At 34.3% G+C, this 12,431-nt stretch carries 12 protein-coding genes; 7 read left to right on the top strand and 5 right to left on the bottom strand.

Annotation, left to right across the window (positions count from 1 at the left end; translation table 11 throughout):
- Nucleotides 1-27: 27 nt before the first annotated feature.
- From rpiA to lipB, 4 genes are read right to left on the bottom strand one after another with little or no spacing between them, the layout of a single operon-like run.
- On the bottom strand, nucleotides 28-666 hold the full coding sequence (gene rpiA, locus CJP74_RS02970) for a ribose-5-phosphate isomerase RpiA (protein WP_119496787.1): 639 nt from the start codon (nucleotides 664-666) through the stop codon (nucleotides 28-30).
- A gap of 55 nt (nucleotides 667-721) precedes the next feature.
- Complete coding sequence (gene hemW / locus CJP74_RS02965) at nucleotides 722-1,900, bottom strand: radical SAM family heme chaperone HemW (RefSeq protein ID WP_222986870.1); 1,179 nt, start codon at nucleotides 1,898-1,900, stop codon at nucleotides 722-724.
- 47 nt (nucleotides 1,901-1,947) lie between these two features.
- Nucleotides 1,948-2,961 (bottom strand): lipoyl synthase, encoded by a 1,014-nt coding sequence (gene lipA, locus CJP74_RS02960; protein ID WP_119496786.1) that lies wholly within the window; start codon nucleotides 2,959-2,961, stop codon nucleotides 1,948-1,950.
- A 27-nt stretch (nucleotides 2,962-2,988) separates the two neighbouring features.
- Nucleotides 2,989-3,918, bottom strand: coding sequence for a lipoyl(octanoyl) transferase LipB (gene lipB, locus CJP74_RS02955; RefSeq protein WP_119496785.1), 930 nt, complete (start codon nucleotides 3,916-3,918; stop codon nucleotides 2,989-2,991).
- Between the two features lie 325 nt (nucleotides 3,919-4,243).
- On the opposite strand from lipB, the gene CJP74_RS02950 reads away from it, so the two are divergent.
- The 6 genes from CJP74_RS02950 to nagA all read left to right on the top strand — a co-directional run bounded on the left by CJP74_RS02950 (nucleotide 4,244) and on the right by nagA (nucleotide 10,614).
- Nucleotides 4,244-5,473, top strand: a complete 1,230-nt coding sequence (locus CJP74_RS02950) for an aminotransferase class I/II-fold pyridoxal phosphate-dependent enzyme (protein ID WP_119496784.1) — start codon at nucleotides 4,244-4,246, stop codon at nucleotides 5,471-5,473.
- Between the two features lie 69 nt (nucleotides 5,474-5,542).
- Nucleotides 5,543-6,325 carry a methyltransferase domain-containing protein gene (locus CJP74_RS02945; protein WP_119496783.1) on the top strand — a complete coding sequence of 261 codons (783 nt, stop codon included), beginning with the start codon at nucleotides 5,543-5,545 and terminating at the stop codon, nucleotides 6,323-6,325.
- Nucleotides 6,326-6,332: 7 nt separating this feature from the next.
- A complete protein-coding gene (gene bioD, locus CJP74_RS02940) occupies nucleotides 6,333-7,253 on the top strand; it encodes a dethiobiotin synthase (RefSeq protein ID WP_119496782.1) in 921 nt (306 codons plus the stop codon).
- Nucleotides 7,254-7,333: 80 nt separating this feature from the next.
- Nucleotides 7,334-8,311 carry a hypothetical protein gene (locus CJP74_RS02935; RefSeq protein WP_119496781.1) on the top strand — a complete coding sequence of 326 codons (978 nt, stop codon included), beginning with the start codon at nucleotides 7,334-7,336 and terminating at the stop codon, nucleotides 8,309-8,311.
- Nucleotides 8,312-8,591: 280 nt separating this feature from the next.
- Nucleotides 8,592-9,431 (top strand): glucosamine-6-phosphate deaminase, encoded by an 840-nt coding sequence (nagB, locus tag CJP74_RS02930; RefSeq protein ID WP_119496780.1) that lies wholly within the window; start codon nucleotides 8,592-8,594, stop codon nucleotides 9,429-9,431.
- Between the two features lie 10 nt (nucleotides 9,432-9,441).
- The gene (nagA, locus tag CJP74_RS02925) at nucleotides 9,442-10,614 is read left to right on the top strand and encodes an N-acetylglucosamine-6-phosphate deacetylase (protein WP_119496779.1); all 1,173 of its coding nucleotides are present in this window, start codon (nucleotides 9,442-9,444) and stop codon (nucleotides 10,612-10,614) included.
- A gap of 35 nt (nucleotides 10,615-10,649) precedes the next feature.
- Here nagA and CJP74_RS02920 read toward each other — a convergent pair whose 3' ends face one another.
- On the bottom strand, nucleotides 10,650-11,210 hold the full coding sequence (locus tag CJP74_RS02920; RefSeq protein ID WP_119496778.1) for a VUT family protein: 561 nt from the start codon (nucleotides 11,208-11,210) through the stop codon (nucleotides 10,650-10,652).
- A gap of 152 nt (nucleotides 11,211-11,362) precedes the next feature.
- On the opposite strand from CJP74_RS02920, the gene CJP74_RS02915 reads away from it, so the two are divergent.
- Nucleotides 11,363-12,052: an N-acetylmannosamine-6-phosphate 2-epimerase gene (locus tag CJP74_RS02915; RefSeq protein ID WP_119496777.1), complete on the top strand. Its 690-nt coding sequence runs from the start codon at nucleotides 11,363-11,365 to the stop codon at nucleotides 12,050-12,052.
- The last annotated feature ends 379 nt before the right edge of the window (nucleotides 12,053-12,431 follow it).

Here is a 12,431-nt window from a genome sequence, read left to right as displayed (position 1 = left end):
TCTGCATTAAACGCAGACAGTTCTTTTTTATTTGGCAACTAGTACTTTAGTTGCTTTATTACGGGCAAAAATGCCGTTCGAAACTACGCCAGGAATGTTATTAATAGTTTGCTCCATAGCTACTGGATCTTCAATAACAAAGTCATGTACATCGAGAATAATATTACCATTATCGGTAATGCAGTTTTCGCGATATACAGGTCTACCACCTAGAGCAGTTAAGGCACGGCTTACAACTTCGCGAGCCATAGGAATTACTTCCACAGGAAGCGCAAATTGACTTCCTAGTTTAGCTACTTCTTTGGATTGGTCAACAATACAAACAAAGTTTTCACTTAAACTAGCGACAATTTTTTCTCGCGTTAAGGCTGCTCCGCCCCCTTTGGTCATATAACCTTCTGGAGTTACTTCATCAGCACCATCGATATAAACACCTAAGGAAGTTACTGTATTGGCATCTAAAACCTTAACTCCCACTTTAGCAAGGTTTGCTTCACTTTCTTTAGAAGCTGCCACGGCATACTCAACTTTAAACGGAAGTTCTGGAAGTAGACTAATAAAGATAGCTACAGTAGAACCAGATCCTACGCCTAAGACTTGGTTTGGTTGGACAAATTCGAGAGCCTGACGGGCAACCATTTCTTTTAGTTCATTTTGTGTTTTCATGGTACTAACCTAAATAGTTTAAAGTTATATCTATATTATAGTTAATTTTCTCGTTTTAGTCTTCAGGAATTAAGTCTTCGAGGATCGAATTGAGAAAATTATGCCCTTGTGGAGTTAGTTCCCATGCTTGACCTAGATCACGAATATTACCATTGGCAAGATGTTTGGCTAAAGCTTGCTCGGCAACTGCACTAGGTAAGCCTGTGCTCAAAGTAAATTCTTGTTTGCTAACAGGAGTAAAAAGTCTAAATCTATTTAAAAAGTATTCAAATAAATAATGCTCATGTTTTACTTTTTCGACACTATTTAAATAGTTGCCTTTAAGATAGCCTGCAGGATGTTTAGTTTTCATGGTACGAATAATACCAGAAATATTTGTAATTTTACCTGCAGCTCCACAACCTATGCCCAAGTAATCATGAAATTGCCAATAGTGTAAATTATGTTCACACTGATTATTTGCTTTGGCATAGGCACTTACTTCATACTGGTTAAAACCTGCTTGTTGTAATAGCTTTTTTCCTGCTACTTCTATTTCCCAAATATAATCGCTTTCGGGTAATGTAGGTGGGCGCGAAGCAAATAAGGTATGAGGTTCTATAGTTAGCTGATACCAAGACAGATGGGTTGGATTTAAAGCTATAGCCTGCTCTAAATCACTCAGAGCTTGGGTAATGCTTTGCTCAGGTAAGCCAAACATTAGATCTACATTTACACGCTTAAAACCAGCCTTAAAAGCCGCTTGTACGGCATTTTTTGCTTGTTCGGGATCGTGGATTCGTCCTAAGACTTTTAAGTGCTCAGGATTAAAGCTTTGAATACCTATAGATAATCGATTAACTCCTGCAGCAACAAAACCATTGAACTTTTCTTGGTCTACTGTGCCTGGATTAGCTTCCATGGTAATTTCACAGTTTTGTTTGAGAGGGACATATTCTTGTACCCCTTGAAGAATTTTACTAATAGCTTGAGGAGTTAAAATCGAAGGCGTGCCCCCACCAATAAAAATCGAAGAAATTTCTCGACCTTGGACATATTTTAGATCAGCTTGTAAATCTAAAAGTAAATGCTTTACATAGTCGTCTTCTGGAATTAGTTCTTGTTCGGGAGAATAACCTTTACTATCGATAGATTTGGCTTTAATCCCATGACTATTAAAATCACAATAAGGGCACTTTTGTACACACCAAGGAATATGGATGTATAAACTTAATGGGGGTAAACTAGTGATCATAATTCTTGATAAAAGAAGGATCGTCAAAGTTGACGATCCTAGAGATATTAAAGCTCAGTAATTTTTACATTTAGTACAGGAGCGGTAGGGTCATTTAATTCGTTTTTAACTATATCTTTTGCTTGTAAGTCAGCATGATATGAAGAACGTACAAATGCACCTACGGCCGCATGTTCAAAACCTAATTCGAGAGCGTATCTACGAATTTCTTCGAATTCTGAAGGTGGAACATATCTTTGTACTGGGTAGTGATAACGTGAAGGTTGTAAGTATTGACCAATAGTAATCATGGTTACACCATTAGCACGTAAATCACGCATTACTTGGAATAATTCTTCGTTAGTTTCACCAAGACCAACCATTAAACCAGATTTAGTTGGGATTTCTGGGAATCTCTCTTTAAATTTACGTAGTAATTCTAAAGATTTCTCATAGTTAGCCCCTGGACGTATATCACGGTATAAACGTGGTACGTTTTCTAAGTTATGGTTGAATACATCTGGTGGTGCTACAGATAGTTCATCTAAAGCACGGTCAATGTGACCTCTAAAATCAGGTACTAGAGTTTCTACTTTAATTCCCGGATTTAAACGTCTTACTTCTGATACTACTTGCGCGTAGTGGTTAGCCCCACCGTCACGTAAGTCATCACGGTCAACAGATGTAATAACCACGTATTTTAGACGCATGTCTTTTACAGTTTGCGCTAGTTTAATTGGTTCTTCAGCATCTGGTGGTAGAGGTTTACCATGGGCAACATCACAGAAAGGACATCTACGAGTACAGATTGCCCCTAGGATCATAAATGTTGCCGTACCGTGACTAAAACATTCGTGTAAGTTAGGACAAGAAGCTTCTTCACAAACTGAGTGAAGAGAGTTCTTTCTTAGTGCACTTTTAATTTCGCGAATACGTTCACTATCAGCTGGGATTTTAATTTTTAACCAATCAGGTTTTTTTAAAAACTCTTGATTCGGATCGATATTTTTTACTGGAATGATAGAAGTTTTAGCAGCATCACGATACTGAACTCCTCGTTCCATTCTAAACTCTTTACCCATAATTTTTAATCTTTACCTTATATTTCTTTATAGGTTATTGCCATCATAAACTTTAGTATATGCAAAGCAATTAACAATGTAACTTACAAAATATTCACTAATAACGGTTTGAAGAATGTTAAAAAGGTCTTCGTGCGTAATAGTTGCTACTTGATCTAGAGAAATTAAGCCATGTTTTACTAGTGCCTGTACATCTACATAATCAGTTACATTGCACATTTCTAGTCCTGCATAACCACATGGATTAATACTATGGAATGGTTCTAAGTCCATATCCAAATTAATAGCTATACCATGGTAAGTACCATGACGTGTAACTTTTAAACCAAGAGACGATATTTTTTTCTCATTTACATAGATTCCAGGTGCATCTGGTTTAGCATGCACATTGCTCATCCCTAAATGAGTTAAAACATTTACAACCGCATTTTCCATTGCTGTAACTATATTACGAGCATAGAATTTAACATCAAAGGCGGCAAATTCATGTTTTTTTCTTTCAAAGTCAATGAGTAAGTAAATAATTTGTTGTCTTGGTCCATGGTAGGTTACTTGCCCGCCACGATCAGCTTGAAGCACAGGAATGTTAAAGCGATTGTTTAACACATGCTCAGGACTGCCATTTATACCTTGGGTAAAAACAGGCTCGTGTTCAAGCAATAAAATTTGGTCTAGGGTTGTTGGCGTGCGTGCTTGCGTAAAATCAACCATCGCAGTAAAACTATCTTGCCAGTTGACAAGGTTGTTATACTTGTTCACCACAACTTTGGAGCCGACAAAATTATTTAACTCACTAGCTTTACTTGGATTAATTTGGATCAAGTTAGCAATTGTAGTATCAATATTTTCTAAATCTTGAAGTAAATATTTACCTATAAAACTCTGATATTGGGGTTTCCATAGGCAATTAGCTTCATGATTAATATTTTGCTCGTCAAATTGCTTTATATTAAACATGTATACCTCAACTTTAGGTCACATTTATAACGCTTCTTTTATGTGACCAACTTTAATTATACCAAAAAAAGCCAACTCAAGCATTGAAGACTTAAAAACATGCGAGAAAATGCCTGTAAAAATAAGAATTAATCACATTATTACCTTTGTTACCTTAAGCGTAGAATCGAAATTTCTCGTTAAATTTATCATAAGAACGAGCCAATCAAGAGTATAATAAACTATCATGGGCAAAAAATTTAGTTAAGCGAATTATCTTTATTCTCAGCCTATAATAAATACATAAACTATACATTACACATATTAATTTGCACAAGGAGTAAGAATGTGGGAGAAATTTAAAAAATCAGCAACTCACTTGGACAGCGTGCACTATGAAATTCGTGGACCGTTATTGATTGAAGCGAATCGCCTTGAGAGTCTGGGGAATAAAATTTTAAAATTAAATATTGGTAATCCCGCAATTTTTGGTTTTGAAGTACCTGAGGTATTTAAAGATACTTTACAAAATAGTCTCTATCAGTACCATGGCTACTGTGATTCAAAAGGGCACTTAGATGCTCGTAAAGCTATTATTGAATATAATCATAAACTAGGCGTAGGCTTAGATATTAATGACCCAAATCGTGTTTATATTGGTAATGGTGTTTCTGAGCTCATTTTATTAGTAACCAATGCTTTATGTGATCATGGAGATGAGATTCTCGTTCCTGCTCCTGATTATCCTTTATGGTCAGCTGCAGTTAATTTAGCAGGGGCTAAAGCTGTATATTATCGTTGTGATCCAGATAACAAATGGCAACCAGATTTAGCTGATATTGAAAGCAAAATTACAGACAAAACTAAAGCTATAGTAATTATTAATCCGAACAACCCTACTGGACAAGTATATTCCAAAGAAGTATTACAGGGCTTAGTAGACTTAGCAATTAAGCACGAGCTAATTGTCCTTTCTGATGAAATTTACGACCGTATTACTTATGACCAAGCACAACATGTGCCTATAGCTTCTTTAAGTGATAAAGCTCTAGTTATTACTTTTAATGGTGCTTCTAAGGCTAATAGACTTTGTGGTTATCGTCTAGGTTGGATGTTCCTCACTGGACCATTTGATCAAGCTCCAGGATTTGTTGCGAGTTTAGATAAATTAACCAGCATGCGTTTATGTTCAGTGTCACCATTCCAAGCAATTATTCGTGAATGTTTAGAAAAAGACCTTTCTATTTACGACTTAACTGCACCTGGTGGCCGTCTCTATGAACAAAGAACTTTACTAGTTAATCGCATTAATCAAATTGATGGATTATCTTGTGAAAATGTGCATGGGGCTTTATATGCTTTTGTGAAAATTGATCTAGATAGATTTAATTTTGTCGATGATCTCGATTTTGCTAAAAAGCTTCTCTCAGAAGAGCATACTTTAGTTATCCATGGACAAGGATTTAACTGGAAAGATAAAAATCACTTTAGAATTGTGTTTCTACCAGATGTAGAACAATTATCTCTAGCTCTTGACGCAATCGAAAGATTATGTCAAAGATATCGAAAAAACTAAGATGTAATCAAGGATCGGCAAAGGGGAAAAGTAAGAAATTATTTTTTCTCTTTGCCCCTACTTATTTTTATGTCCAAATATGATTTAATAGCTTTAAATTTTACTAAAGCTAGACAAACCTATCACCAGCATGCAATAGTACAAGGGCAAATGAGCCAAAAGCTGGTTGACTTATTTACCCCTTATTTGCCTTCTGAGCCCATGTTAAAAATATGCGATCTTGGTTCAGGAAGTAATGCCGACTTAAGCCAAATTCTTGCCCAAGAGCAACAAAGGGAAATGCAGCTAACTTTAGTGGATTTGGTTCCTATTTTGCCTGAGGCTAAACAACACTTGCAAGCAAATAAAAATATTAAGCAGATTGAAATTGTGGTTGCTAATGCTTTAGAATGGTGTAAAGAGGATGATAAATCTTTTGATTTAGTAATTAGTAATGCAATGATCCAATGGATAGATAAACCTCTAGACTTGTTACAAGGCATAAGGGAAAAACTTTTAGCTCCAAAGGGGATCTTTGCTTTTGGAACCTTCTCTTTAGCTAACTTTAAAGAATTAAGAGAAATTACCCAGAGGTCGTTAAAGTATTACTCACCTAGTCAGTGGAAAGAAATGTTGCATACGGCTGGTTTTAATGTCAAGGCTGAGCATGAGTATGAGAAAAAGCTTTATTTTAAGAGCTTAAAAGATTTGTTTCAACACTTAAAATTAACAGGGGTAAATAATTTACCTCAAGCAACCAAATGGAATAAGCAAAAGCTTTTAGATTTATATCAAGCATATGAAAGTCTAAAAGAACCCGAAGGTTACCCCCTAACCTATAACCCTCTTCTTTTTGTTTGTAGTATCAAATGAGAAATTTATGAAAGCAATAATAGTTTGTGGCATAGATACAGATATTGGCAAAACTTATGTTAGTGGCTCATTATTAGGGCAACTAATTTACAATAATGTAAAAGTAGCCTCTTATAAACCTGTTCAAACTGGATGTGAATCTAGCTCAATCGATTTAGAGCAACAACTGGCTCTAGCTACCGAGTATTGTCAAGCTCGCAATAGTCCTAAGAGTTTAAATAACTACTTAGGTAATAGTAAAATGTGCTCTTATATTTTTAAGACGCCTGCTTCCCCACATTTGGCAGCTCGTGAAGAACAACAAGATATTAAAGTTGCAAAAATTCTTGAAGATTTTGAGCAATATTTAAACCAGCATTATGCCCAAGTAAACTTAAAAAACTTAATTACCGAAACCTATACTAAGCTAGATGTTTTACTGGTAGAACTAGCTGGAGGAGTATTATCTCCAGTAAATGATTTAATTAATAATTTAGATTTAATTAATCTATTTATTGCCAAGTGTAAAGAAAAAGAAGTTGAAGTTGAGGTGGTTTTAGTAACAGCAGGAAAACTAGGCTCTATAAGTCACACTTTAGCTGCCTTAAGTTTACTTCCTCAAGTAGATAAACTTGTTTACAACTATAGTTTGTTCGCTCATAACAAACAAGAACTTGATCAACAAATTAATGAAGATAATTTAAACTTTTATCTCAACTTACAGCAAGTGGCAAGAAGCCAAAAAATTGTTGCCGATAATCCTTTAACTTTAGAGCAGATTAAAGAATTAGAAGAAACTGATGCTGTAAAACAAGCATATAATCTTGTAACTACATATAGTTTAAAAGATAAATATCTTATAACTAATACTCAGTTACGCAAAAATTTAGAATTAAGTGAAATTAAAAAATTCCTCAACCTTAATTCGCTCCTGACGAATTTTTTCTAAGCGTCATATAAGAATGTTATATAATAGATAACATACTACTCTAATAATATTTTTAACTTTGATATAAAAATTTAGTAAAGATGTCTTTACGTACACCACGTTTTAAAAACGAATTCCTTGCTCTACAAAACATAAAAATTGATCAAGAGCAAAATTTATTAATAAAAAGTGATCTATCAAATATTATTGATAAAGCGATAGTTAACTTCTTAGAAAATAAAAGCCAAAGTAACTATACTTTTGGAATTTTAGATTTTACTGGAAGTGACTTTGAAGCTGCAGTTGAAGGCAGTGAGCCTATTGTCTTTGAAAGTGACGTAGGTCGCCAAGGCGTAGACCGTCAAAGCACGGTAAATCCATATGTAAAAACTGCATATAATATTAGATACTTTTTAGATAATCTCGATCTGGATAATAGTGAAGATAAAGAATTTTTTGTAAATTTAGTTAAAAATTCTTTAACTTTTTCTCCTAGTATTCCGTATATAGATCGTAAAAAAGCATTAGAACTATTTCGTGTTCCTGCAATCTCACATATTACAAATTATATAAATTTAGGCTTGTCCGATTATTATATTGAAAAAGGGGATCTAACTCGAGGCACTACCATAGGTGAGCAATTTAGATTTATTAATAAAATGCTTATAGATAATGCCTATAACCCTAACTACAATATTTTTGTCGGGACGCAAAAAGTACAATATGTTAATTTAAAAGAATTTAGTAAGGATAAATTCTTTAAGTTTACTTTTTTATATTTAGCCCGTTTATATGATTTAGTTTTAAATAAAAAAACTAATGTAAATCTCTGTCTCGTACTTGTGGGACTCAGAGCTATTTTAGATATAAATAGCTATAGAAGTTTTCATGTAACAGAACAAGGAGCTGCTGATCGTTTATATAAAATTAAAGCTCTCCTAGTAGAACTTCTCGAACGCGGTAAAGAATATAATTTAAACTTTATTCTCTGTGATGTTAATACAGAAGATTATGACTTTTTAACCAATTTTTGTTTTGCAATAGAATCAGAAATTGGTGGTTTAATACTTGACTATTAAAAAAAAGACAGACAAGCGAGCTCATAAGGTTTTCCTTATGGGCTTTTTTCAAGCGTAAAAAACGCAAAATTTCTTACTTAAGTGCCTGTTTTTTCGGGTGAAATTGTGAAAGATTTTTATTGCATAATAACAGTGTGTTGTCAACTGTTTTTATATAAAAGTGGTCACTTGACTTAATTTAATATAAAGATCAAGCATCTTTGATTGGATTAAGTAATAATATAATAAGTAATATTATAGGGATTTTACAGATTGGTAAATTTAAAAATTAGAGGTCTATATGCGTGTAATTCCATTATTTAATGCAGATGATGTAGCTCATTGGAGTGCAAAATATATTGTTGATGCGATAAATAAGTTTCAGCCGACCGCTGAAAAGCCTTTTGTTTTAGGTTTACCAACAGGTGGTACTCCAGTTCAAACCTATAAATATCTAATTGAATATTATAAACAAGGTAAGGTTAGCTTTAAGCATGTGGTAACTTTTAATATGGATGAGTATTTAGGTTTACCTGCAGAACATCCGCAAAGTTATTCTTACTTTATGCATGATAATTTATTTAATCATATAGATATTCAACCTGAAAATGTTAATATTCTTAATGGGATGACCAAAGACATAGTTAAAACCTGTCAAGAATATGAAGACAAAATTAAATCTTATGGAGGAATAGATTTATTTTTAGGTGGGGTTGGAATTGACGGACATATTGCTTTTAATGAGCCAGGGTCTTCATTAAGTTCTAAAACCAGAGTAAAAACTCTCACCGAAGAAACTAGAATCGCAAATTCTCGCTTTTTCAGTAATCTAGATGAAGTACCAAAATTTGCTCTCACTGTAGGTGTTGGTACTTTACTCGAAGCAAAACGAGTAATGATCTTAGCTACAGGAGCAAATAAAGCTCAAGCAATTAAGCAAGCAGTTGAAGGCTCGGTTTCACATATGTGGACCATTACCGCTCTGCAAATGCACAAGCATGCAATGATTGTTTGTGATGAGGAAGCTTGTGGTGATTTAACCTTAAAAACATTTAAATACTTTAGAGAATTAGAGCATGTAAAAGCAGATGTAGCGTATGATTTCTCTCGTGATTTAACGGTTTTTGCTGAGTATTTATAGGGGAAAGTTCATGACAAAGTTAGCTTTTATAAACGGTAAAGTATATACCCCTGAATTTAGAGATAATGTTGTAGTTTTAGTTGCTGACGGTAAAATTGAAGACTTAGTTTCTCCAGAAAAATTTACCTCATTAGCTAGTGAGTACGAGGTTGTTGACTTACAAGGTAATAATCTGGCTCCTGGGTTTATAGATTTACAGGTAAATGGTTGTGGGGGAGCAAACTTTAATGAAACATTAGAAAACTTAAGTATTGCTACTTTAGCAACTATGCGTGATTGTAATTATAAGTTTGGTTGTACTTCGTTTTTACCTACTTTAATTACCAGTCCAATTGAATTTAGGGAAAAAGCATTAAAGGTTATTCAAGAGTTCCAAGAAAAATATCCTGAACAAAAAAATGTAATTCCTGGAATCCACATTGAAGGTCCACATATTAGTAAAATTAAAAAAGGTACTCACAATGTAGATTTTATCTACCCTATGCAAGATAAGGATTTACAGTTATATCTTGAATATGCTCCTTATATTAAAATGCTGACCCTAGCTCCAGAAGAAAATGATTTAAATAAAGTGAAAAAACTTATAAATCAAGGTGTTCTCATTTCAATTGGGCATACGAATGCTTCTTATGAGCAAACTAAAGAATATATAGATGCAGGGGTAAACTGTGCAACTCACTTATACAATGCTATGAGTTCAATTACGAATGGACGTACTCCAGGCGTAGTTGGAGCTATCTATAATAGTGAAGCAGTTAGTCCAGGGATTATTGTTGACGGTGTACACGTTGATTGGGCGTTAGTAAATCTTTCATTAAAAGTTAAACAAGATAGTATTTTTGTTGTAACTGATGCTTTAATGCCTGCGGGAACAGATATTACAGAATTTGATTTTGCCAGCAAGCCAATTAAAGTAATTAATGAAGGTTGCTATGACCAAAATGGAGTACTTTCGGGTTCGGCAATTACTATGGACTCTCAGCTCAGAAGATTAAAAAATCATAGTGACTTAAGCTTTGCTCAAATCCTGAGATTAGCAACTTATAATCCTGCTAAACAAATAGGTTTAGAAGATAAAATAGGTTCGATTAAGGTTGGACTAGATGCTAATCTGGTAGTTTTAGATAATGAGTTTAACGTTCAGTCAACTTATGTAAATGGTGTTGTAGTGCACAGCGCATAAATAAAGACGCGCTCTTAAGCGCGTCTTTATTTCAATTAATTTTGTACATGCTCTTCTTTACGATAGTGATGAGCTAATAAAGTATTTTTCCCAAAGAAGTAAATTGGGAAGGCTATAGATGCTGCAATTACATATTTAGTAAGTACATCAGCATAAATAATTTGTAGCATAAATGAGAATGGGAATTCAGGATTACCCCAGAATGCTAACATTGTAAATAAGAAAGAGTCTAAAGGTACGGATATAACATTAGATGTTAGACAACGTACTAACCAATTATTTCTTTTAAGGTTTTGGAAAACAATTGTATCTGCAAATTCACCTGCTGCAATAGATAAAAACGAAGCAATAATAAAGCGAGGCTCTATATTATCAAAAATACTATATGCTACGGTTACTACTAATGCAAGAGAAATGGCAAGAACAACGTAACGAATACCATATCCATGAATACGATCACGTAAAGTAAAAATAAAGGCAAAGAATAAAGTACCTACAGATAGTTGACCGTATAATGGTAGAGGAATAAACTGATTTAAAGTAATATTGGCAAAAAGTACTGACAGTACGTAGCTAGATATCCAAAAATATTTCATAAAAATATAAATCATCCTTTCATCAAAACGCATACCGTTAAGATGATAATCAAATAATTTACCTGCAATAAGCGAGAAATCTTACGCAAGCGGACAAAATAAAAAAACTAACATATTGTACCACAAGTAAAGCAAACTTTTAAGGATTTATTATGAGTAACAAAGAAAAAATTTTAAGCCAATTAAAAAATAAACTCGTGGTAAGCGTACAGCCTGTTGATCATGGAGTGTTAGATAACCCAGAAATCGTTTCCCTTTTATCTCAAGCAGCCGTAAATGGTGGAGCTGGTGGTATTCGTATTGAAGGTGTAAAAAAACTTGAGTGCAGTCGTCCTCACCTAAAAGTTCCTGTAATTGGTATAGTTAAATATGATCTTGATGACTCACCAGTACGTATAACTCCTTTTCTTGAAGATGTAGAAAACCTAGCTAAAGCAGGAGCGGATATTATTGCATTTGATGGTACTGATCGTAAACGTCCAGTTTCACGTGAAGAGCTAGTTAAAGCAATTCATAGTCACGGTTGTCTAGCTATGGCTGACTGTTCAAGTCCAGAAGACGGAGACTATTGTGCCTCTTTAGGCTGTGAAATTATCGGCACTACCTTATCAGGATATACAGGTGGTCCTATTCCAGAACAAGCAGATTTTGCATTAATAGAATACTTTGCTAACAAAGGCTATTTTGTTATGGGAGAAGGTAGACTTAATACCCCAGATGATGTGAAAAAAGCTATCTATTCAGGAGCTTCTTGTGTTACAGTAGGAACTGTATTAACACGTTTAGAAGTTATGACGGAAAAATTTGCTAATGCTGTAGCAACAAGTAAAAAAGAATTATAAACAAAATAAAAGCCATAGTGGAAATCCCTATGGCTTTTATTATTAAGCTTTTGTAGACTTGTCGTTAACTTCTGGTTCAATAGAAGTTGGAGCTTGTTCTTCAGCTTCGCTCTGAGCTTTTTCTGCCGCTTCATCTGCTTCTACTGGTTCTTCAGCTTTTGCTGGTTCCTCAGTTTTTGCAGTCGCAACTTCAGCAGGTTCTTCTGCGTTTGCAGTCTCAACTTCAGCAGGTTCTTCTGCTTTTGTGGTTTCTGCTTGAGCTGGTTCTTCAGCTTCTGCAGTTTCTGCTTCTGTTTTTGCTGGTTCTTCTTCTTTTGCAGTGTCTGCTTATGTTGTTTCTTTAGTTTTCTTTGATACTTCTTCAGTTTTTGCTACTTTT

Origin of the sequence: Psittacicella melopsittaci (assembly GCF_003585925.1) — a bacterium.
Lineage (GTDB): Bacteria > Pseudomonadota > Gammaproteobacteria > Enterobacterales > Psittacicellaceae > Psittacicella > Psittacicella melopsittaci.
The sequence above is the reverse complement of the archived record's forward strand: the minus strand, read 5'-3'. Positions and strand labels throughout refer to the sequence as shown.

Excerpts from the sequence above, each read along its gene's own strand:
- bioD (WP_119496782.1), top strand. The coding sequence starts at position 6,333 with ATGAAAGCAATAATAGTTTGTGGCATAGATACAGATATTGGCAAAACT.
- lipB (WP_119496785.1), bottom strand. The coding sequence starts at position 3,918 with ATGTTTAATATAAAGCAATTTGACGAGCAAAATATTAATCATGAAGCT.
- CJP74_RS02920 (WP_119496778.1), bottom strand. The coding sequence starts at position 11,210 with ATGAAATATTTTTGGATATCTAGCTACGTACTGTCAGTACTTTTTGCC.
- hemW (WP_222986870.1), bottom strand. The coding sequence starts at position 1,900 with ATGATCACTAGTTTACCCCCATTAAGTTTATACATCCATATTCCTTGG.
- nagB (WP_119496780.1), top strand. The coding sequence starts at position 8,592 with ATGCGTGTAATTCCATTATTTAATGCAGATGATGTAGCTCATTGGAGT.
- nagA (WP_119496779.1), top strand. The coding sequence starts at position 9,442 with ATGACAAAGTTAGCTTTTATAAACGGTAAAGTATATACCCCTGAATTT.
- CJP74_RS02915 (WP_119496777.1), top strand. The coding sequence starts at position 11,363 with ATGAGTAACAAAGAAAAAATTTTAAGCCAATTAAAAAATAAACTCGTG.
- rpiA (WP_119496787.1), bottom strand. The coding sequence starts at position 666 with ATGAAAACACAAAATGAACTAAAAGAAATGGTTGCCCGTCAGGCTCTC.
- CJP74_RS02945 (WP_119496783.1), top strand. The coding sequence starts at position 5,543 with ATGTCCAAATATGATTTAATAGCTTTAAATTTTACTAAAGCTAGACAA.
- lipA (WP_119496786.1), bottom strand. The coding sequence starts at position 2,961 with ATGGGTAAAGAGTTTAGAATGGAACGAGGAGTTCAGTATCGTGATGCT.
- CJP74_RS02935 (WP_119496781.1), top strand. The coding sequence starts at position 7,334 with ATGTCTTTACGTACACCACGTTTTAAAAACGAATTCCTTGCTCTACAA.
- CJP74_RS02950 (WP_119496784.1), top strand. The coding sequence starts at position 4,244 with ATGTGGGAGAAATTTAAAAAATCAGCAACTCACTTGGACAGCGTGCAC.